Annotated in this window: 22 protein-coding genes and 6 pseudogenes; 14 read left to right on the top strand and 14 right to left on the bottom strand. The window is 70.1% G+C overall.

Features of this window, described 5'->3' with window-relative positions:
- Positions 1–11 precede the first annotated feature (11 nt).
- Positions 12–443: an Rrf2 family transcriptional regulator gene (locus tag AS97_RS02445; RefSeq protein ID WP_059148693.1), complete on the bottom strand. Its 432-nt coding sequence runs from the start codon at positions 441–443 to the stop codon at positions 12–14.
- 282 nt (positions 444–725) lie between these two features.
- On the opposite strand from AS97_RS02445, the gene AS97_RS02440 reads away from it, so the two are divergent.
- The gene (locus AS97_RS02440; protein WP_086708673.1) at positions 726–1,154 is read left to right on the top strand and encodes a VOC family protein; all 429 of its coding nucleotides are present in this window, start codon (positions 726–728) and stop codon (positions 1,152–1,154) included.
- Between the two features lie 23 nt (positions 1,155–1,177).
- On the top strand, positions 1,178–1,618 hold the full coding sequence (locus tag AS97_RS02435; protein ID WP_125758552.1) for a hypothetical protein: 441 nt from the start codon (positions 1,178–1,180) through the stop codon (positions 1,616–1,618).
- Between the two features lie 468 nt (positions 1,619–2,086).
- On the opposite strand, the gene AS97_RS02425 is transcribed toward AS97_RS02435, so the two are convergent.
- Positions 2,087–2,827: a type 1 glutamine amidotransferase domain-containing protein gene (locus tag AS97_RS02425; protein ID WP_086708675.1), complete on the bottom strand. Its 741-nt coding sequence runs from the start codon at positions 2,825–2,827 to the stop codon at positions 2,087–2,089.
- Positions 2,828–2,962: 135 nt separating this feature from the next.
- On the bottom strand, positions 2,963–3,793 hold the full coding sequence (locus AS97_RS02420) for an endonuclease (RefSeq protein WP_059148688.1): 831 nt from the start codon (positions 3,791–3,793) through the stop codon (positions 2,963–2,965).
- 359 nt (positions 3,794–4,152) lie between these two features.
- On the opposite strand from AS97_RS02420, the gene AS97_RS02415 reads away from it, so the two are divergent.
- Complete coding sequence (locus AS97_RS02415; protein ID WP_059146427.1) at positions 4,153–4,845, top strand: ribonuclease H; 693 nt, start codon at positions 4,153–4,155, stop codon at positions 4,843–4,845.
- A gap of 62 nt (positions 4,846–4,907) precedes the next feature.
- On the opposite strand, the gene AS97_RS02410 is transcribed toward AS97_RS02415, so the two are convergent.
- Both AS97_RS02410 and AS97_RS02405 read right to left on the bottom strand, forming a co-directional pair.
- Entirely contained in the window at positions 4,908–5,729 is an 822-nt protein-coding gene (locus AS97_RS02410) for a maleylpyruvate isomerase family mycothiol-dependent enzyme (RefSeq protein WP_210564252.1), read from the bottom strand.
- Between the two features lie 71 nt (positions 5,730–5,800).
- Positions 5,801–6,763, bottom strand: coding sequence for a zinc-dependent alcohol dehydrogenase family protein (locus AS97_RS02405; protein WP_210564251.1), 963 nt, complete (start codon positions 6,761–6,763; stop codon positions 5,801–5,803).
- A 250-nt stretch (positions 6,764–7,013) separates the two neighbouring features.
- Between AS97_RS02405 and AS97_RS02400 the strand changes: the two genes are divergently transcribed.
- From AS97_RS02400 to AS97_RS02385, 4 genes and pseudogenes are all read left to right on the top strand, one after another.
- Complete coding sequence (locus AS97_RS02400) at positions 7,014–7,649, top strand: TetR/AcrR family transcriptional regulator (RefSeq protein ID WP_174887294.1); 636 nt, start codon at positions 7,014–7,016, stop codon at positions 7,647–7,649.
- Positions 7,650–7,931: 282 nt separating this feature from the next.
- Positions 7,932–8,242 (top strand): annotated as a pseudogene (locus AS97_RS02395) (iron-siderophore ABC transporter substrate-binding protein); the annotation flags it as partial.
- 3 nt (positions 8,243–8,245) lie between these two features.
- A pseudogene (locus AS97_RS02390) lies at positions 8,246–8,624 on the top strand (iron chelate uptake ABC transporter family permease subunit); the annotation flags it as partial.
- 30 nt (positions 8,625–8,654) lie between these two features.
- Positions 8,655–8,894 (top strand): annotated as a pseudogene (locus AS97_RS02385) (transposase); the annotation flags it as partial.
- A gap of 303 nt (positions 8,895–9,197) precedes the next feature.
- On the opposite strand, the pseudogene AS97_RS46775 reads toward AS97_RS02385, so the two are convergent.
- From AS97_RS46775 to AS97_RS02365, 5 genes and pseudogenes are all read right to left on the bottom strand, one after another.
- Positions 9,198–9,694: pseudogene (locus tag AS97_RS46775) on the bottom strand (alpha/beta hydrolase).
- Complete coding sequence (locus AS97_RS02380; protein WP_247204202.1) at positions 9,658–10,467, bottom strand: cation transporter; 810 nt, start codon at positions 10,465–10,467, stop codon at positions 9,658–9,660. Before AS97_RS02380 ends, AS97_RS46775 begins: the two are co-directional and overlap by 37 nt.
- On the bottom strand, positions 10,458–10,793 hold the full coding sequence (locus AS97_RS02375) for a metalloregulator ArsR/SmtB family transcription factor (protein ID WP_059146438.1): 336 nt from the start codon (positions 10,791–10,793) through the stop codon (positions 10,458–10,460). The genes AS97_RS02380 and AS97_RS02375 overlap by 10 nt, the downstream gene beginning before the upstream one ends.
- Positions 10,794–10,908: 115 nt before the next feature.
- Entirely contained in the window at positions 10,909–12,222 is a 1,314-nt protein-coding gene (locus AS97_RS02370) for an MFS transporter (RefSeq protein WP_210564250.1), read from the bottom strand.
- Positions 12,219–13,544 carry a PLP-dependent cysteine synthase family protein gene (locus AS97_RS02365; RefSeq protein WP_236669876.1) on the bottom strand — a complete coding sequence of 442 codons (1,326 nt, stop codon included), beginning with the start codon at positions 13,542–13,544 and terminating at the stop codon, positions 12,219–12,221. Before AS97_RS02365 ends, AS97_RS02370 begins: the two co-directional genes overlap by 4 nt.
- A gap of 78 nt (positions 13,545–13,622) precedes the next feature.
- Here AS97_RS02365 and AS97_RS02360 point away from each other — a divergent pair, with 78 nt between their 5' ends.
- Both AS97_RS02360 and AS97_RS48885 read left to right on the top strand, forming a co-directional pair.
- Entirely contained in the window at positions 13,623–13,871 is a 249-nt protein-coding gene (locus AS97_RS02360; RefSeq protein WP_125756564.1) for a hypothetical protein, read from the top strand.
- A gap of 641 nt (positions 13,872–14,512) precedes the next feature.
- Positions 14,513–14,626 (top strand): annotated as a pseudogene (locus AS97_RS48885) (N-acetyltransferase); the annotation flags it as partial.
- 106 nt (positions 14,627–14,732) lie between these two features.
- Here the strand turns inward: AS97_RS48885 and AS97_RS02355 are convergent.
- From AS97_RS02355 to AS97_RS02345, 3 genes are all read right to left on the bottom strand, one after another.
- Positions 14,733–15,626, bottom strand: a complete 894-nt coding sequence (locus AS97_RS02355; RefSeq protein ID WP_210564249.1) for a dihydrodipicolinate synthase family protein — start codon at positions 15,624–15,626, stop codon at positions 14,733–14,735.
- A gap of 30 nt (positions 15,627–15,656) precedes the next feature.
- Positions 15,657–16,631 carry a MerR family transcriptional regulator gene (locus AS97_RS02350; protein ID WP_059146419.1) on the bottom strand — a complete coding sequence of 325 codons (975 nt, stop codon included), beginning with the start codon at positions 16,629–16,631 and terminating at the stop codon, positions 15,657–15,659.
- 92 nt (positions 16,632–16,723) lie between these two features.
- Complete coding sequence (locus AS97_RS02345) at positions 16,724–17,188, bottom strand: GNAT family N-acetyltransferase (RefSeq protein WP_247204757.1); 465 nt, start codon at positions 17,186–17,188, stop codon at positions 16,724–16,726.
- A gap of 527 nt (positions 17,189–17,715) precedes the next feature.
- Between AS97_RS02345 and AS97_RS02335 the strand changes: the two genes are divergently transcribed.
- The 3 genes and pseudogenes from AS97_RS02335 to AS97_RS02325 all read left to right on the top strand — a co-directional run bounded on the left by AS97_RS02335 (position 17,716) and on the right by AS97_RS02325 (position 20,193).
- On the top strand, positions 17,716–18,411 hold the full coding sequence (locus AS97_RS02335; RefSeq protein WP_059146418.1) for a glycoside hydrolase family 11 protein: 696 nt from the start codon (positions 17,716–17,718) through the stop codon (positions 18,409–18,411).
- A 219-nt stretch (positions 18,412–18,630) separates the two neighbouring features.
- Positions 18,631–19,041: pseudogene (locus AS97_RS02330) on the top strand (iron chelate uptake ABC transporter family permease subunit); the annotation flags it as partial.
- A gap of 219 nt (positions 19,042–19,260) precedes the next feature.
- A complete protein-coding gene (locus AS97_RS02325; protein WP_349017633.1) occupies positions 19,261–20,193 on the top strand; it encodes a squalene/phytoene synthase family protein in 933 nt (310 codons plus the stop codon).
- 18 nt (positions 20,194–20,211) lie between these two features.
- Here the strand turns inward: AS97_RS02325 and AS97_RS02320 are convergent, their stop codons facing one another.
- Positions 20,212–20,826: a hypothetical protein gene (locus tag AS97_RS02320; RefSeq protein WP_247204201.1), complete on the bottom strand. Its 615-nt coding sequence runs from the start codon at positions 20,824–20,826 to the stop codon at positions 20,212–20,214.
- 252 nt (positions 20,827–21,078) lie between these two features.
- Between AS97_RS02320 and AS97_RS02315 the strand changes: the two genes are divergently transcribed.
- Both AS97_RS02315 and AS97_RS02310 read left to right on the top strand, forming a co-directional pair.
- Positions 21,079–22,314 (top strand): cytochrome P450, encoded by a 1,236-nt coding sequence (locus AS97_RS02315; RefSeq protein WP_059146414.1) that lies wholly within the window; start codon positions 21,079–21,081, stop codon positions 22,312–22,314.
- 59 nt (positions 22,315–22,373) lie between these two features.
- A complete protein-coding gene (locus AS97_RS02310; protein ID WP_236670392.1) occupies positions 22,374–23,021 on the top strand; it encodes a TetR/AcrR family transcriptional regulator in 648 nt (215 codons plus the stop codon).
- Positions 23,022–23,091 lie beyond the last annotated feature (70 nt).

Below are 23,091 nucleotides of genomic sequence, written 5' to 3'. Positions count from 1 at the left end.
TGGGGGACGGGCTAGGCGGCCTTGAGTACGTCCCGCAGGACGTCCTCCAGTGTGGTTCTCGCCAACTCGCTGCGAAGGGCGGCCTCGATCTCGCCGTAGACGGCGCTCAGCGCCGGTCCGATGCCGTGGCCCACCACGCACGCGGGGTCGGGTGTCGAGCGGTGCAGAGCGAAGACCGGCCCCGGCTCGACCGCCTCGTAGACATCGAGCAGGGTGATCGCCGCCAGGTCCCGTGAAAGCGTCCAGCCGGCGCCGGCGCCTCGCCGCGAGTCGACAAGCCCCGCCCGGCGAAGCTCGGACAGCAGGCGGCGGATCACCACCGGATTGGTGTTGACGCTCGTCGCGATCTGCTCGGAGGTGGCGACGTCGTGGCCACGGCGCTGGTACAGCCCTATCCACGTCAGGGCGTGCGCTGCGATGGTCAGCCTGCTGTTGGCGCTCACGTCGGACCTCACCTCCTTGGCATTCATCGTAACAGTAGCTGTTACATCGATATGCGGCAAGCCGTTGCCCGGCGGCCCCGGGCCGAGCCCCGATGCGTGCGCGCTGCTAGAGTCGGCAACGTGACTGCCGGGTCGGCCATGGGCCACGCACGAGTGAGGCGCCCGGCCTCGGCGTGAGTCCGAGGCGGGCCAGAGGCCCGCCCCTTCCTCCGTGTCATTCCTCCTGGCGCCCGTATCTGGCGCCGGTTCCAGCGGATTCCACGATGCGGAGACACAGCACAGATGCCCCGTCAAACGCAGGCCCCACACGACTCCGAGCCCCAGGCCACCGTCGTTCAGCTGAATCACACCGCCGTCTACGCCCACGATCGGCAACTGTCCGCCGAGTTCATCGCCGCGATTCTGGGGGTGGAGGTCGGCGCCCCGTTCGGCCCGTTTCTGCCCATCGATCTCGGCAACGGCGTGACGCTCGACTACTACGAGAAGCGCGACGAGCCGATACAGCCTCAGCACTACGCGTTCCTTGTGCCCGATGAGCGGTTCGATGCCATGATTGCCCGCCTGGAAGCGGTCGGTGTCACCTACTACGCCGACCCTGGCCACACCGACCCCGGACGGATCAACCGTCTCTTCGGTGGCCGCGGCGCGTACTTCGACGATCCCGGCGGTCACAACATGGAGATCATCACCCGGCCCTATATCCGCCCCTAGCCACAGGGGGGAGTCGGCCACCGGTGGCGCGCCCGAAAGGGCGCCCCGCCGGGGTGTACATCCGCGCGGCGCCTGCGTCGCCATGTGCGGGGGGATGCGTAGGGGAGCGGCTGCGCCGCCTGCGGGATCCGGCGCCGATCCCGGTCCGTTGGGCCAGCGCCGCCCAGGATCTGATCGACCACTGGGAGAACGTCGCCGGCGGCGGCCCGGTCGATCTCGGCGGGCGGTTCGAGGAGATCGCCGATGTGCTCGACCGGGTGCCGTCGGGCCGGCTCGTCGTACTCGGCCCGGCCGGTACCGGGAAGTCCGTGCCCATGGTCCGTCTCGCACTTGACCGCCTCGAACGCCGCGCCCCCGGCGAAAGGATCCCGGTGATCCTCCCCCTCGCCACCTGGCGGCCCGGACGGTCTTTGGTGTGCTTTTCTTCCGTTTCCCTCGCCGCCGCACACCTGGCGTTTCCATGAGTGCGGGTGAATGCCACCCCTGGCCTGCGCATGTTCCGGAGGCCCCTAGACTGTCTCGCAATTCTCACGTTGATCGGAGCACGACATGCGTCGCCTTGCCCTTGCCCTCCTGGCATGTTCAGCCCTCACACTCGCCGGGTGTGCGCAGGACTTTGACCGGGGCCCTGATGGGACAGTCAGCGACAAGGTCAAGGACGGGAAGAAGTTCTACTTGGTCGTCGATCCGGCCAAGGGTGGCGACGAGAAGAAGTTCCGGGTCAGCAAGTACGACTACCACGACTGCAACCGGGGCTCGAAGTACCCCAAGTGCGTTGATGACTAAGGGCTGTTGAGCCTGAGCGTATTCACCGTCGGCCCTGACACTCCGGCCATGTGTCGGGGCCGATTTCCCTTGCCGGCGCTGTTCTGCCCTGCCCGGGAGGGGCGGGGCAGTGCCGGTTCCTGCGTTCGCCGCGGGGGTCGGGTCCTTCAGGTGAGCATCTCGGCGAAGCGCCGCGCGAAGAGGTAGGCGTCACCGGGCCAGCGGGCGGACAGGTATCGGCCGTCCTGGACGACGAAGGCGGGGGCGTCGTCGGTGGCTGTGCCGCGGCGCCGCAGTTCGAGGGGACCGCGTTCGAACTGGGCGGGGTCGTTCAGGGCGGCGACGACCTCGTCCTGGACGTAGGCCGGATAGGTGCGGTAATAGCGGCCGCGGCGCCAGGCCGTGAGGTAGTAGGCGGTCCGCTCCATGTACGCGGGCAGGCAGGTGGTGCGCCGGTCGGCGAGGAGGCCGCGGCCGGTGGCCGGGTCGTTGGTGCGGGCCAGGGTGAGGACGCCGTGGCATATGGCGCCGACCGGGCGGTCCAGTCGCCAGAATTCCGCGATCTTCTCGCGCAGGACGTCCGAGCCGAGGTACTGGCGCATCCCCGGGGCGTGGCCGCCGGGCAGGATCAGCCCGTCGTACGCCTCGGGCTCGAGGTCCGCCCATGCGAGGGGGTGGCGGAAGGCGGACGCATCGGTGAGCTGCCGGTAGAACTCCTTGGGCTCGGACTCCGCGCCGAGTTGCCCGAAGAGCACTCCGGTGATCAGCAGCGGATCGGCGGCCGGCGGGCCGTCGCCGTGCTCGGTGGCGATCACCACCTCATGACCGAGGTCGGTCAGGAGCTTCCAGGGCACGGCCACCTCGGTGACGTCGAAGTCCCGGTCGGGCAGCGGCAAGAGAATACGCACGGGGACTGCCTACCACAGGGGGAACGGCCGTCCGGAGCCAGGTGGCATGACGGAGCCGGGGCCGTGGTGGCCACCGCGGCCGATGCCTTTGCCCCGGCGCATGCGCCGGGGCAAAGGCATCGGCGGAGCCGCGGGTTACTTCCAGATGGAGTCGACCCATTCGGGGTGGTCGATGAACGGGTTCCGATTGTGCTGGAAGCTGTCGTAGATGACCTGGTTGCGGTTCTTCTCGAAGGCGTCGGGCGGGTCCTCGGCGCTCCACTCCTTCAGTACGGACAGGCGGCCGATATTCGGCGCGGAGCCGTTGTCGACGTTGTCGTTGGGCTCGAGGTCGGCGAACCCGTCGTCTCCGTCGTAGCGGACGGCCATGTAGAGGATCATCCGCGCGACATCGCCCTTGACCTGGTCACGGGGTTCGAAGGAGTCGTCGTCGGTGCGGTTGCCGGGGGCGTCGGGCACGTCCTGGCCGCCGTTGTCGAAGTCCTTGTTGCCGCGGATGCTGTTCACCGTGACGTTGGTGGGGCGCAGGTGGTGCAGGTCGGTGCCGGGTCCGGTGGCCGTGCCGAAGTCGCCGTGCGACTTCGCCCACACGTGCTCGCGGTTCCAGTCGTCGGAGTTGCCGCCGCTCGCGTCCTTGGACTGGGAGCGGCCGGAGTAGAGGAGGATGACGTTCGACGAGTTGTCCGGGTCCTCGTCCGTGGACTTCAGCGCGTCCCATACCTCGTCGTAGGACACCTTGGTCTGGTCGCTGATGATCGTGTGCAGCGCAGCCTTCAGCTCCGGGCCGCTCTTGCCCATCGCGTCCTGGTAGTAGGTGTCGTCCAGCGCCTGCACGGCCGTGGGCCGGTTGGTGTCGGTCGCGGCCGGTGTGTTGGCGGCGGCGACCGAAGGGGCGGCGATACCGGCCACGGCCACTACGGCCAGCAGGGGAAGGCGCCGTGATCGGCTCGGGCGATGAGTGGACATGATGTGGGGGGTGTCCTCTCCTAGATGAGTACCCGGACCGCCAACCGGCGCCGCGAGTACGGATGTTCAAGGCACAAGCTCTGGGAGATTCCCATGCGCGAAGCCCGAACGCGTGTACATAGTGTGCCCGTTCGGTGCGGATCCGATGAACGCCCAGTGGCCAGAGGAAGGATCGGTCGGCCTCGACCGCGGCTCGCGTGATGAGCGGGAGTGGGCGGCTCGGCCCATCATCGGCGCAGACCCCAGACCCCAGACCCCAGACCCCAGACCCCAGACCCCAGACCCCAGACCCCAGACCCCAGACCGCCGATGACCAGGTCTCCGCCGTCTCGCATGAGGAGTGCTGGCAGTATCGACGTATGGCAGAACAGATCATCGCCGCGTGTGACGGGGCGTCGAAGGGCAACCCCGGGCCAGCGGCCTGGGCATGGGTCATCGCGGGCACCGACGGTGCGGTGGAGCGCTGGGAGGCCGGGCCGCTTGGCACCGCGACCAACAACGTGGCCGAGCTCACCGCACTGCAAAGGCTGTTGGAGTCCACCGACGCGGCCGTGCCGCTGCAGGTACGCATGGACTCGCAGTACGCGATGAAGGCGGTCACCACATGGCTGCCCGGGTGGCGGAAGAAAGGGTGGAAGACCGCCTCGGGATCGCCGGTGGCCAACCGTGAGCTCGTGATGCGTATCGACGAGCTCCTGGACGGCCGCAAGGTGGAATTCGTCTACGTTCCGGCGCACCAGGCCGACGGGGACCCGTTCAACGCGGCCGCCGACGGGGCGGCCAGCCACACCGCCCGTACCCAGCAGCCCGCGGGTACCTCGCTCGGCTCCGCCCTGCCACCCCCCGAGGCCCAGACGGCGACGCGCTCAGCGGGCCGCGGTGGCACGGCGCGCCCGCGCACGACGGCGGCACAGCGAGGGACAGGCACCCGCTCCAAGGCGTCCATCAAGGCGAAGTTCCCCGGCCGGTGCCGCTGCGGCACGCCCTACGCCAAGGGCGAGACGATCAGTAAGAACTCCGACGGCTGGGGCCATCCGGCCTGCGCCGCCTGAGCCACGGGGCGTCCGTGGCAGGCCATCCGGACCGGACCGGACCGATCCGGTCCCCGGCCGGATCAGGGCGCGGTGAAGAGCGTGGGAAACCGTGGGGCGAGCCAGGGCTTCCGGCCCCAGGCGAGGACGTGGCCCCTGGCGGCGGCGCCCCACGGGCCGAGGCGGCCCAGTGCCATCAGAAGGAAGGCGACGGGCTCGGCGAGGATGGTGCAGTCCGGGCGGCTCGGCGGGTGCGGGGTGACGGTCACCGCCCCGTCGGTGAAGGCGGTGCCGAAGCGGGCGCCACCCCTGAGGCGGACGGTGAAGCGGGCGGTGAGCCCGGCGGTGGCCGTGGTGTCGACCACCCATGGCATGGCCGTGATCAGGAAGGGCAGGGTCAGCTCGACCCGGTTTCGGTTGATCATGTGCGGGCGGCCCAGCGCACGGGCGAGGTCGTAGCCGTGGCCGAGCATATGGGTCAGCAGATACGACCCCAGTACGTCCAGGCTCATCGGGCCCATCGGTGTGACCAGCTCTCCGGGTGACGCGGGCCGGGTCGCCGACCGGAGGAAGGCATCGGCCTGCTCCACGATCATGGCGGCCAGCGGCTCGGCCCGGCGCTCGGCGAACGCGGCGAGCGCGAGCTGGTTGGCCTCGGCCAGCCCGTGCGGCGTGCCGTCCCCGTAGCTGCGTGTCTTCCCGTCCGCGAGGTGCGCCATCAGCTCGTTGGCCTGCGCCAGATGCGCCGCCGCCTCCCCGACCGTCCACTGTGACCCGGGCACCGGAGCCCCGGTGTCCGGTGCGCCGCGCAGCGTTGTGGCGATGTCGGCCGCGGTGGCGCGTATCGCCTCATCCAGCCCCGAGGGCCACGTGCCGCCGTCGCCCTGCCCGCTCACGGATACCACGCGTCCCCCTGCACCGAGCCGGGGAACTTCCCCGGGGTACGTACCCTGTCACGCCCCCGCGGCCGCCACGATCACGGTGTCAGCACGATCCTGCCGAACACCTCACCGGCGTCCATCTTCCGGTGTGCCGGCACGGCGTCCTCCAACGGCAGCAGCTCATGCACCACCATCCACAGCTCGCCACGGCTTGCGGCGGCGAACTGCTCGGTCCGCACCGCACGTCGATCGGCTTCGGTCACGGTGTCGGCGCTGAAGGTGGCGAAGGACATCGACTTCTGGAACGCCGCCGTCATCGTCATGCCGAAGTCCGCCGGCGGCTGGCCTCCGACCATGCCGACGGCCACCATGCGACCGTTCGGGTTGAGCTTGGCGAAGAAGGAGGGCATGTCCGCACCGGCGACGATGTCAATGATGACGTCGTAGCCCTTGGGAGCGTCCTCGCCGCCCTCGCCGGAGCGGTCGAGCACATGGGTCGCGCCGAGCTTGCGCAGGCGTTCACCACGCTCGGCCGACGACGTCGTGACCGCCACCGCGCCGGCACCGCCACGAGCCGCGAGCTGGACAGTCATGATCCCGATGCTGCCGGCCGCGCCGCGCACCAGCACGGACTCGCCAGGAGCGAAGTGGGCATGGGCGAGGCCGAAGTGGGCCACCACTCCGGAGCTCCCGAGCGTCACCGCGTCGACCGGCGACAGCTTCGCGGGGAGGGGCAGGATCTCCTCGACCGAGGCGATCGCCTGTTCGACGTAGCCGCCACCCACGCCGGTGAACGCCCATACGCGCTGACCGACCCATGACGTGTCGACGCCGTCGCCGACCGCGGTCACGATGCCCGCTACCTCGCTGCCGGGGATATGGCCTTCCTTGAAGCCGTAGGAGGCGAGAACACCGCTTCGGATCAGGACGTCGACGCCGCCGACGCCGATCGCCTCATTGGCGATGAGCACCTGTCCCGCGGCGGGGGCGGGGGTGGGGAGGTCGATGACCGCCAGACCTTCGGGGCGTCCGAACGCCTGGATCGCGACTGCCTTCAATGTCGTCTCCTTGTTCTGGGACCGGCCGGGATCGATGGGGACCGGCCGGGATCGATGGGGACCGGCCGGGATCGATGGGGACCGGCTGGAATCGATGGGGACCGGCTGGAATCGATGGGGACCGGCCGGGACCGGTCGGGGCCGCCCGACCCCGGTCCCAGCGCCGGGGGGCCGCACTCGGTGAAGCCCCGGACTTCCATGCCTTCGGACGCTAACGGACGCCCCTGTCCGTTTGGCTAAAGTGAGAGTGGTGACCGACCGTTTGCCTCACCCTCTGCGCTCCGACGCCCTGGACAACCGCGGACGCATCCTCGACGCGGCCCGCGCGCTGTTCGCCACCGAAGGTCTGAATGTGCCGATGCGGGAGATCGCCCGGCACGCCGGGGTCGGCCCCGCCACCCTGTACCGCCGTTTCCCGACCAAGCAGATGCTGGCCACCGAAGCCTTCGCGGACGAGATGCGCGCATGCCACGTCCTCGTCGACGAGGGGCTCGCCGAGCCGGACCCGTGGCGCGGCTTCTGCCTCGTGATCGAGAAGACCTGTGAGCTGCACGCACGCAGTCGAGGCTTCACCGAAGCCTTCATGTCGACCTTCCCCGACGCGATGGACTTCGCCGCGGAGCGTGCGTACGCGTTGAAGTCGATCGCCGAACTGGCCCACCGCGCCAAGGACGCCGGCCATCTGCGCCCCGACTTCGTCCTGGACGACCTGATCCTCATGCTCATGGCCAACAGGGGGATTCACACCACGTCGAAGGCCACCCGGGTCGCGGCCTCCCGGCGCTTCGCCGGGCTCGTCATCCAGGCATTCCGTGCCTCTCCGCAGCACTCGCCGCTGCCGCCGGTAGCACGACTGGCCCCCGCGGCACCAGGCAAGATCATGTGAAGACGCCACCGGGGACGTGTCCGGGCGACGACCGTCGTGCGGACCGGCCTCGCGACCCCCTCCCCAGTGCGAGCCCCAAGTGAGATCCCCGAGTCTCTGGGGGAGTCGAAATTAGGTGAGGCTAACCTTGAATTGTGGGGGCTGCTGAAGAGATCTCCGAGGCCGAGAGCCCACGGGGTCCTGAACTGTCGGCCACCGGTGTCACCGTGCCTTACGAAGGCGTCGATGCTGAGCGTGGGGCGCCCCTGGGTCAGCAGGGCGACGCGGCGCGAGAACTCACGAGGGGCGGTCAACGAGAAGCTCGGCCTGAAGGACGCCTGGACGGTCAAGGGCGACTAGGACTACGGCCTCGCCACCACCGACGTCGAAGGGCTCACCAAGCTCGGTGATGTGCGGTTCGCCTACGTCGGCAGCGACGGGGACGAGAACAGCACCCCGTTCCACGGCGCCCGGTCGAGGACTCCGTGTGGAAGTCGCTGCCGTTCGTCAAGAAGGGCGAGGTCCACCGGTTGCCCGACGGCATCTGGATGTTCGGCGGTCCGCAGTCGATGGGGGCCTACGTCGACGCGATCGTGAAGGCGCTGGCGAAGTAACACATGGCCGTCACCGCGACAATTCCCGCCACCCGTCCGTCACCGCGGCCACGTACCGGACGGGCGCGGCCGCGGTGACGGCCGCCCTGCTCCTGCTCGTCGCCGGCCTCGCGATCATCGACATCACCCAGGGCACGGCCGAAGTCGGCGCCCCAGGTCTGGAAGGCGTTCACCGGCCGGGCCGACCCGGCGGACACGTCCGTCGTCATCGCCTCCCGGCTCCCCAGAATGGCCGCGGTGCTGCTCGTCGGGGCCGTGCTCGGGACGGCGGGCTCCGCCCTCCAGGCGGTCAGCCGCAACGGCCCTTCCATCGCCCGACACCCTCGCGGTGAACGCGGGCTCCTACCTGGCCCTCGGCCTCACCGCCGTCACCGCCGTCACCGCCGTCACCGAAGGGCTGCTCCTGCTCTAGGCGAACTGCCAGGTAGCGGCGAGCGTCCACGCGGTCAGCGACACCGCCTCCGTTCCGTCGCAGTGGCGGCTGTTCTTGCCAAAGGAGTGGGACACCGACTCCCAGCGGCGACAGGCGTGCGATGCCGGAGGACGTGCGGCACCGGGAGAGGTGGCGGCTGGCACTGGACGTCCTGGACGAGCTGGCCGGTGGGGCCTGACGCCGCCGGTGGTGGTCGCCGACGCCGGGTACGGCCAAAGCCACGCCTTCTGGGCCTGGTTTGACGGCCTCGACGCCAAGGCCCTGAAAACTCGGCGAGCCCCCTCCGCATGCGGAGGGGGCTCGTCTCTTGAGCGCTGGGCAAGCCTTGCACCTGCATCTCCCCGCAGGAAGCGGGGCGTCTTTCCTTGGACCACCAACGCGCGGCCGACTGCCCGGAGTTGGGGCGCTTTCGACAAGATCGAGTGTAGCGCACCGGACGCGCCAGCCGCCTCTCGCGGGGAGGTTCGGGTGGGACGGTCGCGGGACGCGGGGCGGGACATCCGTGGGGTGTGGGCCGTGTGGTCAGGCTCGGACGAATGCCAGCAGGTCGGTGTTGAACGTGTCGGCGAATGGGGCGACCATCGCGAGGCCGTGGGGGCGCCCGGGTAGACCTTGTAGTCGGCGTCCTTGACGATGGCCGATGACTTGTTGCCCGCTGCCACGATCGGGACGATCTGGTCGTCGTCGCCGTGCACGATCAGAGTGGGTACGTCGAAACCTCGCAGATCTTCCGTGAGGTCGGTTTCCGAGAATGCCTTGACGCAGTCGTACGCGCCCTTGATTCCCACCTGCATCGACCACATCCAGAATGCGTCGCGGATGCCTCACGGCTGGCTCGAGCGTCCGCCGCCGCGACGGTCCTGGGCAATCGCGCGGTATCCGTTGTCCGCGACAAGCTGGAGTTGTGGGTTCCAGGCGTCGGCCGTGAGTGGCCAGCCGTGACTGAAGACGACCGGCCGGCCCGAGCCGCCGTTCGACGGCCTCAGTCGCGGCAGTCGCGGCCGGGGCAGCAGCCGCAAGCGTCCTTCTCCTGCCGGTCGGCGGGAATCGCGGCGGCGGGGGCCGCGCAGCAGCCCTTGCCCTGCCAGGCGTCGCGGCCCTCTTTCACGGCGATCGCGGCGATGACCAGAGCGGCCATGGGGTCGGCCCAGGACCAGCCGAGGGTGGCGTTGAGGAGCAACCCGGCCAGGAGCACGGCGGACAGGTAGGTGCACAGGAGCGTCTGCTTGGAGTCGGCGACCGCGGAGGCGGAGCCGAGTTCGCGTCCGGCACGGCGCTGAGCGGCGGACAGGAACGGCATCACCGCGAGGGAGAGGGCGGCGAGGACGATGCCCGGGATGGAGCGTTCGGGCTCGCCGGTGCCGGTCAGCGCGCGGACGGCGTCGATGGTGACGTACGCGGCGAGGGCGAAGAAGGACAGCGCGATGATCCGCAGGGTGGTCTTCTCCCGGGCCTCGCGTACGGCGTGGTCGGCCGCCGAGAACTGCCAGGCGACCGCGGCGGCCGAGGAGACCTCGATGACCGAGTCCAGGCCGAAGCCGATCAGGGCGGTGGAGGAGGCGAGAGTGCCGGCGGTGAGGGCGGCGACCGCCTCGATGACGTTGTACGTGATGGTCGCGGCGACCAGGAGCCGTACCCGGCGGGTGAGCGCGTCCCGCCGGGCCGGGGAGAGCCCGAAGACTCCGTGGGCTGCGTGGCCTCTGTGGCCTCCATGGGGTGCGTGGTCTCCGCGGGTTGCGTGGCCCCCGCGAGTTCCGTCGGCCATCGGTGTCTCGGCGGCCATCAGCAGCACCCCTTCTCCTCGGCGTCCGGGCAGGTGCGGTCGGTCTCGACGGCCACCACGGCGGTACGCAGGTCGTCCAGCGCGTGGCCGAGGCGTTCGTCGGCCAGTTCGTAGCGGGTGCGGCGGCCGTCGGGGATCGCGACGACGAGGCCGCAGTCGCGCAGGCACGCCAGGTGGTTCGACAACCGGGTGCGGGAGATACCGAGCGCGTCGGCGAGGTCGGCGGGGTAGGCGGGGGCGTCGCGCAGGGCGAGCAGGATGCGGCAGCGGATCGGGTCGGCGAGCGCGCGGCCGAATCGGGCCAGCACCTCGATGTCGGATGCAACAGTCAGCACGCTCTGAGAGTACATGGATACCTGAATTCAAGAAGCCCTGAATTATCGTGTACGTTGCTCCCGGGCCGGGAGCCCGGCCCGGGAGCAACAAGCCACAGAGGCAGGCGCCACAGGCTCAGGCCGCGGACGGCTGGGGCGTCTGCCCAGGTGCGGTGAGCCGTCCGGCGCGGGCCAGTACGGCGACGGCAGCGGCGCAGCCGACGCCGGTCGCCGCCAGGGTGAGCCACACCAGCCAGGCCGCGCCGTGGGCGTGGGCGTAGTCCCACAGCGCCCCGCACGCCAGGTTCCCCAGCGTGATGCCCAGGCCGGAGACGGTGTTGTAGAGGCCGTAGTGGGTCGCGATCAGCTTCTGTCCGGACAGGGCGACGACGGTGTCCATCTCGAAGGGGTAGACCACTGCGCCTGCGGCGGCCAGCAGCCCGACCGCGGCGACCAGCGCTCCCAGCACCGCGGGGGCGGACGACGAAGGGGCCAGGGCGAGCGGAAGGAAGGCGGCGCCCATCGCGCAGAGCCCGACGACGAGAGCCTGCTGGGAGGTGAAGCGGCGCTTGGCCCAGCCGGTCAGCCGCAGTTGCCCGGCCACCGCGACACCGGCGGAGATGACGAACAGGCCGCTGGTGGCCTTCGTACCGTCCGCGCCCAGCGCCGCGTCGGCGGCGAGGGGCAGGGCGAGGTAGACCTGGAAGGTCAGCACGTATGAGCCGATCATCGCCGCCGAGAACAGCAGGAACGGCCGGTTCGCCGCCACCTGGCGCCACTGCGCCCACACCCCGGCCACGGCACGCCCCTCCTTATGGCCTTCCTCGGTCCCCGCACCGTCTTCGGCGGTTTCCGCACGGTCTTCGGCGGCCGCGCCGTACCGCCGGGGCAGGGCGCGGGCCTGCATCACGCTCAGGGCGGCGAAGATCGCCGCCGATACCGTGCACACCAGCCGGAAGTCGGCCGCCAGCAGCGCCAGCCCCACCAGCGGGCCGAGCAGCATCCCGGCCTGGTAGTACACGTTGAACGTCGCGAACGCGTCCACCCGGCGCTCACCGGTCTCGACGGCGAGGTAGGCGCGTACGGCCGGGTTGAACAGAGCACCGGCGAACCCGGTCGCCGCGGACGCCACGAGCAGCGCGGGCAGCGAGTCGACCCAGCCCAGCAGGGCGAACCCAAGGGTGCGCAGTACACACCCGGCCATGATCGGGGCCTTGTAGCCCAGCCGGTCGGCGATCGTGCCGCCGATGAGGAACATGCCCTGCTGGGAGAGGTTGCGCACGCCCAGCACCAACCCGACCGTCCAAGCGGCCAGGCCCAGCTCACCCGAAAGGTGGGCGGCCAGGTAGGGCATGAGCATGTAGAAGGCCAGGTTGATGGCGAACTGGTTGACCATCAGCAGCCGTACGGGCGCGGGAAACGACCGGGTCTGTGCGAGCAGGGTCTTCACCGGGCCACCCTCGCCATGCCGCGGTTGCTGTCTCCTGCCGCTGTGGCACGGCTGCCGTCCGCCGACGCTGTGCCGCGGTTGCCGTCTCCTGCCGCCATGCCGCGGTTGCCGTCTCCCGCCGCCGAGCCACAGCTGCCGTCCCCCGCCGCCGAGCCGCGGCCATCGTCCTCCGCCGCCATGCCACCGCCACCGTCCCCCGCCCCCGGCGCGGGACGCTCCACCCTTTCGCAGCGCGTCCAGCGCGTGACAACCGTTTCGGTGCAACGGGTGATCTCCTGCGGGTCCTCCGCCGGTACATGTCCCAGCAGCCGGTGCCTTCGGCACCAGTCGTCGTCGAACACGGTCCCGACATAGCGGTGGGGGCCGTCGGGGAAGACCGCCACGATCCGCTGCTCGGCCGGGGACGTCCGCGCGACCCACCGGGCGACGAGGGCGACCGCGCCCACGCTCCACCCACCGGTGGCGTAGCGGGTGCGCGCCAGGGCGCGCGCGGCCCACACCGCCTCGGGGGCGGCAACCCAGTGGACCTCGTCGAACAGTTCATAGGCGACATTGCCCGGGTAGATGCTCGACCCCAGCCCCCGCATCAGGCGGGTGCCGGCCGGCTGGCCGAAGATCGTCGATGCGCAGGTGTCCACCCCCACCACCCGCAGGGCCGGGAAGAAGGAGCGCAGCACCCGGCCGATGCCCGCGGAGTGCCCGCCGGTGCCCACCGAGACGACCAGGGTGTCGACGCGGCCCAACTGGGCGACCAGTTCGTAGGCCAGCGGCCGGTAGGCGGCCACGTTGTCGGGGTTGTGGTACTGGTCCGGGCACCAGGCGTCCGGATGCGTGGCCAGCAGCTCCGCCACGCGCTCGCGCCGGGCCTGCTGCCAGCCGCCCACCGGATGCGGCGCGGTCACGGTGTGCACCTCGGCGCCGTAGGCCCGCAGCAGCCCGGCGACCTGGGGCTCCATCCCCGGGTCGGTGACCACCGACACCGGATGCCCGAAGGCCACGCCCGCCAGCGCAAGGCCCAGGCCCAGGGTGCCGGAGGTGGACTCCACGATCCGCGCCCCGGGCAGCAACTGACCGCGCGCACGGGCCGCGCGCACCATGTACAGCGCGGTACGGTCCTTGATCCCGCCGGGGTTGTGGCCCTCCAGTTTGGCCCAGAAACCCCGGTCGGCAACGGTGAACGGCTGTCCCACCCACAGCACCGGGGTATCGCCCACCAGCCCCGCGGGGGTGGGCGCCGATCGCGCACCGGCGGCCAGCAACTGGGCCGGGGAGGAAGGAACAGAATCAACGGAATCGATGACAGAAGCCTGATGGTTCATCATGGCGGCTCTCCCACCGCCCTAGGACACGGCAGCAGCCGATGCCCCGGAGCGGTGTACGGGTCGGGTGACGGACGGAACATGGCCGAAGACCGCACCGGCCCCCGCGCGGCGCACTCCACGAGAAACCCTCGCGCAGCGCTCTCCGCCAAGGAACCGGGCGGCAGGCCCCGTCAGGTCCGCCACACCTGCAACACCGCCCGCGCCCGACCCGCACCGGATCCCGCGGTAACCCCGTACGGCGGACCGCGCACCGGCGCCACCCGCTCACCCACCACACTCACCAACGCGGCGGACTGCGCCAGCGGGACCTGGGCCGACGTCATCTGACTTACCGCCGGCTCATCCACCCCCACACACGCCCGCGCCCCACCGTGGTGCCGCTCGCAGGCCCCGTGGCCGGCGGCCAGTTGAGGGGCACCCGGCGACGTACGCGAGCCGCTGACCGGCCGCACTGCCTGGGCTGCCCGCACTGCCTGGGCTGCGCGCACTGCCTGGACCGGCAGGACCGCCCGCATCGTCTGCATCGCCTGCGCCAGATGGACCCCTCGGACCCCCTGGACCTCCTGCACCGCTTGCACCGGCAGGACATCCACCCGTCCGGCACTGGACGGCAACGGGCCGTGGGCGCAGCCCACCAGGTGCACCAAGACCGCAAGCACCATCGACCAGGGCCAGGCCGACGCCCGTCGTCGAGGTACCGCAGCGATCAGCACTGGCTCAACGTAACCGAAGCGCCACGTAAAGTTCTCGTCAGGGAGCCGGTCGGCGCAGCCACAGCGAAACCTGGACCGGGGCGGATGGATCAGCCGAGGGTGTCCGTGACGCCACCCGTGGCGCAGTCCGTGAGGTCACCATCCGGCCTGCGAACCGTACAGCGGGGCAAACCGCTCCCCCCACTTCCACTGTGCCGTGGACGGCTCGCACGTTCGGGCCCTCAAAGGGGGGGACCACGTCGGTCCCTCACCGGTCGACCTGGCCCGGACCAGCCGGCCGACTTCTTCACCCCGGAGGGCCAGGCGGAGCGGATCGAGAGGCTGCTGGCCGGATACCGGGCCGGCACGGTCTGGCCGGGCGTGGGCTTGCGCCGAGGGCGTCCCCGTAGGCCCCGGATCGGAGGCCGATACGCCCGGAAGGCGTGCGGTCCTCAACGCCCCCCACGAATGGGTGGCATCGCGCTCGACGCCGGATTCACGCCCGTGGTCGCAGGTCTTCGAGCACCTCGACGACCCGTGCGCGCTCCTCGGCTTCGAGCCCGCGCAACGGGAGCGGGAGGCTGTGAGGCGAGGTGAGGCCGATGTGCGCGGCGGCCTCGGCGACCACGCGCAGCGAACCGTACTGGGCGAAGAGGTCCCACAGCGGCTGGAGCCGCCGCGACTCCGCCCGCGCCCGCTCGGCATCGCCGGACTGCGCGGCCCGGGTGATCGTCAGCGCCGGTTCGGGAAAGGTACCGGCAATCACCGAAAACCATGCGTCACACCCGGCGTTCAGCCCCGTCGCCGCCAAGCCGTCCCCGCTGACGCCCACCGTCACGGCCTCGGGCAGAATCTGCCGCAGCCGTTGGACGCGGGCCCGCGCGGCCGCCGGGTCGGCGGGCACGCCCGGGATCTTGACGGACGACACCCGCGGCAGCTCGGCCACCCGCGCGTACAGCTCATCGGTGAAGGTGAAGTGGGTGGTACGAGGGTTGTCGTAGACCACCAGCGGCACCGAGAGGTGCGCCGTGACGTCCTCGAAGAGCCCGAACACGTCGTCCTCGGTCAGCGGCTGGTACGACATCGGGGCCAGCAGCACTCCGGATGCCCCCGCGTTCTGCGCGTCTTCGGCCACCTCCAGCACATGCCGGGTGCGCAGCGCTCCGATGCCCACGATGACCGGGGTCCGCTCGCCGTGTTCCACGGCGATACGGGCTGCACGGGCGCGCTCCTCGCGGGTCAGGTAGGCGTACGACCCCGTGGAGCCCAGCGCCCCGATCGAGTCGACTCCGGCGGCGGCGAGCCGGCCGACCAGAGCGGCGAAAGCCGTCTCGTCGATGCCGGTTTCGGTGAGCGGGGTGAGCGGAAAGGCGCTCAGGCCGGTGAACATGGGCATCTCCCGGATGGCGATACAGGGTCTCTAGAGAGGGTTCTCCCGCAGCCAGGTCAGAACCTGTTCCGCGTGTTCGCTCGGCGGGAAGATCGGATAGAAGACGTGCTCGATCACGCCATCGCGGATGATCAACGTGAGCCGCTTGTAGAGGGCCGCCCCGCCCGCCTCGAACGTGGGCAGACCGAGCGCCCGCGCCAGGCTCCGCGCGGGGTCGGAGAGCATCTCGAACGGCAGGCGGAGCCGCTCGACGACTTCGCGCTGATAGTCGGTTTGCTGGCTGGACAGGCCGAACACCCGGACCGCGCCGGCCGCGAGCAGTTCCTGATAGTGGTCACGGAAGCCGCACGCCTCGGGGGTACAGCCGCGCGCCCCGGGGATCGCGTCCCAGCCTTCGGGCAGGTCGGTGCCCGGGCGGCCGGTGAGCGGATAGATGTAGATCACCGTCCGGCCCGAGCCGAGTGCGTCGGGGGCGTCTGGGCCGTCGAGGCGGACCGTCGTAGCGCCGGTGCTGTGCAGTTCCAGGGGCGGCACCGGCGTCCCTGGCAGATGGGCGGCCGCACCGTCGTCCTCGGGCACGGGCAGATCGGCCGGAAGGTTCACGAAATCGGTCATCGGAGCATCTCCTTCGTCGGTCGCTGGGACACGGCTGCCGCGGTGGGCGGCCTGCCGCAGGTGCGTGATCAGTGCCGCCCGGCGCGCGGTGAGTCCCGCGATGCGCTGGGAGAGCTCGTCGATCGCCGCCCGGTACTCGGCCAGTGAGGCCGGGCAGTCATCGGCGTGCTCATGACCGACCGCGAGGCAGTCGAGGAACGGCCGGGTGCGTTCCACGGGAAGCCCGAGCCTGCTCAGCGCCCGGATCTCCCGTACGAGCCGTACGTCGTGCTCGTCGTAGTCCCGGTAACTATTGGCCAGCCGCTCGGGCGTCAGCAGCCCCAGCGATTCGTAGTAGCGCACCGCTTTGGTCGTCACGCCCGCCCGGCGGGCCAGCTCACCGATCCGCATGTCTCTCACCTCGGAGAACGCTAAACCTTGCCCTTGAGGGTAAGGTCAAGGCGATCCTCCGCGCCGCAGATCGAGGCACGGGTGCGGGGCCCTCACCGCTCATCGGGCGTCGCCTCGGGAATGCGCTTCCGGTAGTGGACGCGGTCGTACTGGCCGTCCCGGCGGCGCTCGGTCACCTCGTAGCCGTACCTCGGGTAGATCTCCTGGTTCTCCCACATCAGGGCGTTGGCGTAGAGCCGGATCTCCGGTAGGCCGAGGGCGCGTGCGTGGGCGTCGGCGAAAGCGAGCAGGCGTTTGCCCATGCCCTGGCGGTGGGCGTCCGGGTGTACGGCGATGCTCTCCAGGACGAGGTGGTCGGGCTCGGGCACCAGGACCAGCACGCCCATGACCGGGTCACCGGTGACGAAGACGCGGCCCGCCGCGATGCCGGTCGTGCGGTCCGCGTCCATGGGCGCCGGGCGGATGCCGATCCGGGCGACGTAGGGGCGGTATGCCGCGTCGTGGTGGTGTCGCGGACGTGGAGATGCGCGAGGTCGCCCACGTGGCTCCTTCTCCACCGCGAGCCACGGCATCCGCCTGCGCTTGGCGGCCAGGGCGTCACGGGTGGGGGTCAGCCGCTTCTCCTCCTCGAGCAGTCTGCTGGCGCGCGGCCTCCCACTCCTGCGGCGAAACGATCGGAGGTGTCTTCATCGTGACGTCCGCCTTCCCGTCCGGGGCACGTTCGCCGCCCCCGCCATCCAGGGTGGCCGTCACCGGCGGGGGCGCACACCGGTGCGCCACGAATCGAATGCGCGATCCCGGGGGAGCCGGAGTCGTCGGAGGCCGACTGCGGCTCGCACCGATCCGGAAGGTATCCGAAAATTTTCGAAGACGTCGACTTCGAAAAGGATCTCCAACCCCAGGGACCCATTGATCAATTTCGGATTCACTCGGCGAGAAGAGCCTATGAACAGCTGCTATGTATCCCCGCGAGATCTCCGACCACAGCGAAGTTTCCGTAATCCTTGCGGAAACCGTTGACACCCGACGGGACCAGTCCAACACTGTCCGCACCGACAGAACCGCAGCCGGCCAAGGAGGAAGCATGCATCGGGACGAAACCCCCGCACGCCCGATCAGCCGCAGGAACTTACTCGGCCGTGCCGGCGCCCTGACACTGGTCACATCCGGGCTGACACTGCCCGGCATCGGAACCGCAAGCGCCGACACGACCATCACCACGAATCAAACCGGCACCGATAACGGCTTCTACTATTCGTTCTGGACCGACGGCGGTGGCTCGGTCTCCATGACCCTGGCCTCAGGCGGCAGTTACCGGACGTCATGGACCAACTGTGGGAATTTCGTATGCGGTAAGGGCTGGAGCAACGGCGGCCGCAGGAACGTGCAGTACTCGGGCAGCTTCAATCCGTCCGGCAATGGATATCTCGCCCTCTACGGGTGGACCTCGAACCCGCTCGTCGAGTACTACATCGTCGACAACTGGGGCAACTACCGGCCCACGGGGACCTATAAAGGCGCGGTCACCAGCGACGGCGGCACGTACGACATCTATCAGACGACGCGGTACAACGCTCCCTCGGTCGAAGGCGTCCGAACGTTCAACCAGTACTGGAGCGTCCGGCAGTCGAAGAAAACGGGCGGAACCATCACCACGGGCAATCACTTCGACGCATGGGGCCGTTCGGGAATGGGCCTGGGCACCTTCAAGTACTACATGATCCTCGCGACCGAGGGATATCAGAGCAGTGGGAACTCGAATCTCACCGTGAGCGGATGAACCATTCGCTCACCCCGTCCGTCGCGTCCCACCCCTGTCACCACCACAGAGCCCCAGGCCGACCGCCTGGGGCTTCTTTCTTGCCCGACCCCCACGCCTCCCGCGCCCGTCGCCGCGCGGGCCCCGCATGTTTTCCGCAAGGGATCGGCAAGCCTTCTGTCCGCCGGGCCGGGCAGAGGACGGACGCGAGACCCACGAGGGTCCACGTCCGAAATCCGCATGAGAGATCAACGGGGGGACGTCATGCCGGCGTTGAGCGACCGCAGAGTCTTCGTTGGACGAGCACCGCCAGTGGCTCACACTGGTGGAACGCAAGAAGGTACTGGCCATCCGGTCCGCGCCACCCGGGTCACGGTCGTCGTGCTCGCGACGCTGCTCTCCGCGGCGGCCGTCACCCTCGCCGGACCGATCGGTTTCGTGGGCCTCGTGGCACCGCACGCGGCCCGGGCCCTGGTGGGCCGTCAGCACGCCCGGGTGGTTCCCGTCGCGGTCCTTCTCGGCACCACGCTCGTGTGCTCCGCGGACATGCTGGGCCGCACGGTGATCGCCCCGGCTCAGCTCGGTGCCGGTCTGATGACCGCCGTGATCGGCACGCCGTACCTTCTCCAACTGCTCGTACGCAGCCGCCGCTCGGGCGTGCGTCGCAGCGGCGTGGCAGGGGAGACCGAGGCGTGCCCCGTTTCTGCCAGGTGGTGCGGGACGGCGACGGTAGCCTCTACCGAGGACGGCGGCACGCAGGGACGGCGCTTTCACACGCCGGTGCGGATTGCCACCGGTTGGCCGTACGGGGGAGCGTTCTGGTGGCCGGGGCCGGGGCTCGCCGGAGTCCACGGACGGCCGCCGGGACGCATGAAGACATCGGGAGGGTGGGGCATGGGTCTGTGGGGCACGGCGCTGGATGCCGCAGGGATCAGCGATCCCCGGCTGCGGGAGGACTATACGCACCAGCGGAAACTGGTGGCGGCCTACCGGCGCAGCTCCTACCTCGCCGCGCGCCTGCTGCTGCCCCCGCCGTTGCTGCCCCATCTGATCGCGGCGACCGCCTTCATGCATCGCACCGACACCCTCCTCGACAGTGGCCCCGTCGAGGAGCGCGCCGGGGCCTTCGCGGAGTGGGCGAAGGGGGTGCGTGACGGCCTGGCCGGTGGCGAAAGCGAGCATGCTGCCGTACGACCGCTGCTGCACACCGTCTCCGCGCACCCCGGGCTGCGCGAGCGGGTCGAGGGCTTCCTCGACGCGGCCCCACTGGAGCTGGAGTTCACCGGATTCGCCACCGAGGCGGACTACCAGCGTTACGTCGACACGTATGCGCTGCCGGCGTTCATGCTGATCGCGGGCCTGATCGCCGGGGAGGACACCCCGGTGGGCTACCGCGAGGCATGCCGCGTGTACATCGACGGCAGTCAGCGCCTGGACTTCGTCAACGACCTGTCCGAAGACCTCGCCGACGGGCGCCTGAACCTGGTGCGGGAGACCCTCGACGCGCATGGTGTCGCCCGCGTCGACCTGGAGAACGCCCGGGACACCACCGGAACCCGGAGCCTGCTGGCCCACCTGCTCGGCCAGGCCCGCCAGTCCCTGTCCACCAGCCGGAGCCTGGTCGGCCTCGTGCCGCCCGAGGGCCGCCCGCTGTTCCGCGCCATGATCCAGATCGAGCAGCTCACGGCCACGGCGGCCGCCGACAAGGGCCCCGGCGTCCTCCGTGCGCCCGCCCGTCCTCCGCTGCCGGCCACCGCTCGGGTGCTGCTCCGGGAGCGCCGCCACGCCCGTCATCGGCGCTGAACGTGGCACACTCGCGCGTCAGTGCGGAGCGGTGTCCGCGTCCGGGGTGGCGGTCGAATAGAAGACGGACTTCTGCTGCTTGGTGCGGTGCGCTTGGCCCTTGGCGACGAGTGATTCGAGGGTGCTGCGCACCACCGTGGGCTTGATGTCGCGTCCCGGAAGAGCCTGGGTGAGAGTGGCGGTGATCTCGGCCGCGGAGCGGGGCTCGCCGTGCTGGGTGAGGTCATCACGCACGAGCTCCCGGAGCGTGGGCGCGCCCGCTTCGCGCACCGGCCTGCGGCTCGGGCGGCTGCCGGGTGACTCCGTACCCTTCCGCTTTCCGCCGGTCGCGTCGGCCTTCTTCCTGGGCTTGCGCGTGGCAGGCAGCGCCGCGGACTCCCGTGTCGCGGACGAGCCATCGTCGGAGTCGCTGACGCCGCCGTTCTCCGGTGCGCCACCAACGGCGTCGTCACCAAGGGTCTCTCGCATGCTGAGCAGGAGCGCCCGGTTCTCCTCCAGCACCGCCAACTGCTGTCGCAATGAGGCGATTTCGGAGCTGAGACGCTCGTGTTCGGCGGAGTTGCGTTCCAGATCGGCGGCAACCTGAGCCGCGTACTGGGATTTCAGGCTGGCGTTATCGGCAGGAGTATCCACTACAAGCTCCCTCATCTGGGCGCACACCACGTTGGTGCTGGATGGTACATCCGTGTGATTGCCACGTGGAGGCCGATCCCGCCGTCGAGCTGGCGCGGCGGCCGCGGCGACTGGCCCACAGGGGGTGCATCTGCGGTCGGCCTCTCGGCGTGGCCATGTTCTGACGGCCGGACAGTCCTTGCCTCGCTTAGCCGGACACTCGTAAGGTGACGCATGTCAGGTTGACATCAACTCCGCAGCAAGGAAGGCGAGATGACGACCACCGCATCCGAGGCCGCGTCCACCGAGGAAGCACCGTTCTTTCCCGCCCCGCGCACGTGTCCGTTCAGCGCGCCTCCGCAGCACACCGCGTTCCGGGAAGCAGGCGGTCTCCACAAGGTCACCATCTGGGACGGCTCCACGCATTGGCTGGCCACCCGGCACGCGGACATCCGGGCCGTTCTCTCCAGCCCGTCCTTCAGCGCCGATGTGCGCAACCCCGACTTCCCGCTGGTCCACTCCAACCAGCCCGAACACGAGGGCGGCCTGTTCCTGCGGCTGGACGACCCCGAACACGCCCGGCTCCGGCAGATGCTCACCAAGGAGTTCAGCGTCAAGCGCACGCAGGCGATGCGCGAGAACCTGCTGCGGATCACGGACGAGTTGATCGACGCCATGCTCGCCAAGGGCGGCCCGGCCGACTTCATCCGGGACTTCGCGCTTCCCCTGCCCTCCCGGGCCATCTGCCTCATCCTCGGCGTCCCTTACGAGGACCACGGCCTCTTCGAGCGGCACGCCAACGCCGGGACGGACCTGGACGTCAGCCACGAGGAGCGCGCCCGTACACAGCGGGAGGCGTTCGCCTACTACGAGGCCCTTGTCGAGCGCAAACGCCGTGAGCCCTCGGACGACATGATCAGCCGGCTGCTGGCCCACCACACCGGCCCGGACGGGTTCGCGGCCGAGATGATGCCCGTTCTGGTCGGGATCCTGGTCGGCGCCGGGCACGAGACCACCGCCAACATGCTGAGCCTGGGCACGGTGGCGCTCCTGGTCAACCCTGACCAGCGCGACCGGCTGCGGGCCCACCCCGAGCTGGCCCCGAGCGCCGCGGAGGAGATGCTGCGCTACTGGAGCATCGTCTCCACCGATCCGCGGCGCGTGGCCCTTGAAGACGTCGAGGTGGGCGGGCAGCTTGTCCGCAGAGGCGAGGGAGTCATCGTCTCGCTGATCGCCGGAAACCGGGACCCCCGCGCCTTCGGCGCCAACGAGGGCGAGTGTCCCGCGGACACGCTCGACATCGCACGCAACGCCCGTCGCCACGTGGCGTTCGGATTCGGCTCCCACCAGTGCCTGGGCCAGAACCTGGCGCGGGTGGAGATGCAGGTCGCCTGGCCGCGGCTCTTCGAACGCATCCCCGGGCTGCGGCTCGCCATCGCCGAGGACGAGCTGCCGTTCAAGAAGAACTCCATCGTCTACGGCCTCAACTCCCTTCCGGTCACCTGGTGAGCCGAGCGGACCTCTGACGGCAGAAGGACAGGCCAACGGGGTATCGCAGAATGAGGTGCATGAACGAGGACACCGCCACCGACACCACACGCAGGCGCAATCCCCGCGGCCAGGGGGACCGGCTCCGCGCGGAGATTCTGGCTGCCGTGGCACGGCTCCTTGACCGGAAACTCACGGAAAACCCACTGCCGGTGTCCCTCCGGGAGGTCGCACGCGAAGTCGGCATCGCCGCCCAGAGCATGTATCTGCACTTCGCCGACAAGGACCAGCTCGCCCGCGCCGTCGCCGAGGACGGCTACCAACGTGCCGTGGCGGCCATGCGTGAAGCCGATGCCCAGGCGGCCGGCCACGGTGCCGACGCCGGTGAACGCCTCCGCGCCCAGGCGAACGCCTTCTGCACCTTCGCCCGCACCGAGCGCGGTGTCATCCGCCTGATGTTCGGTCATAACGCGTCCAGCTTCGGCGAGCCCGGCCAGACCCACCCGGCCCGCCTGCTGTGGCAGCAGTGGCTGGACGCCATCCACGCATGTGAAGAGGAAGGGCTGCGCTGGCCCGAGGGTGCCGAGCAGACCGCGATCCTGCTGTGGTCCGCCCTCTTCGGCCGCTTCGCCCTGTGGACCTCCACCTTCGGGCGCCACGACGCACAGGAACTCACCACCTTCGTCGACCGCACCGTCGACACTCTGCTGCGCGACGCACATCGGTGACGGGGTCTCAGGGCTTGCCATCGGATGCGCCGCATGCGGCAGACTGCGTGCGGCATCATGATCACTCACC

This window comes from Streptomyces sp. AgN23 (assembly GCF_001598115.1).
GTDB classification, from domain to species: Bacteria; Actinomycetota; Actinomycetes; order Streptomycetales; family Streptomycetaceae; genus Streptomyces; species Streptomyces antimycoticus.
This window is presented reverse-complemented; position numbering and strand designations above follow the sequence as displayed.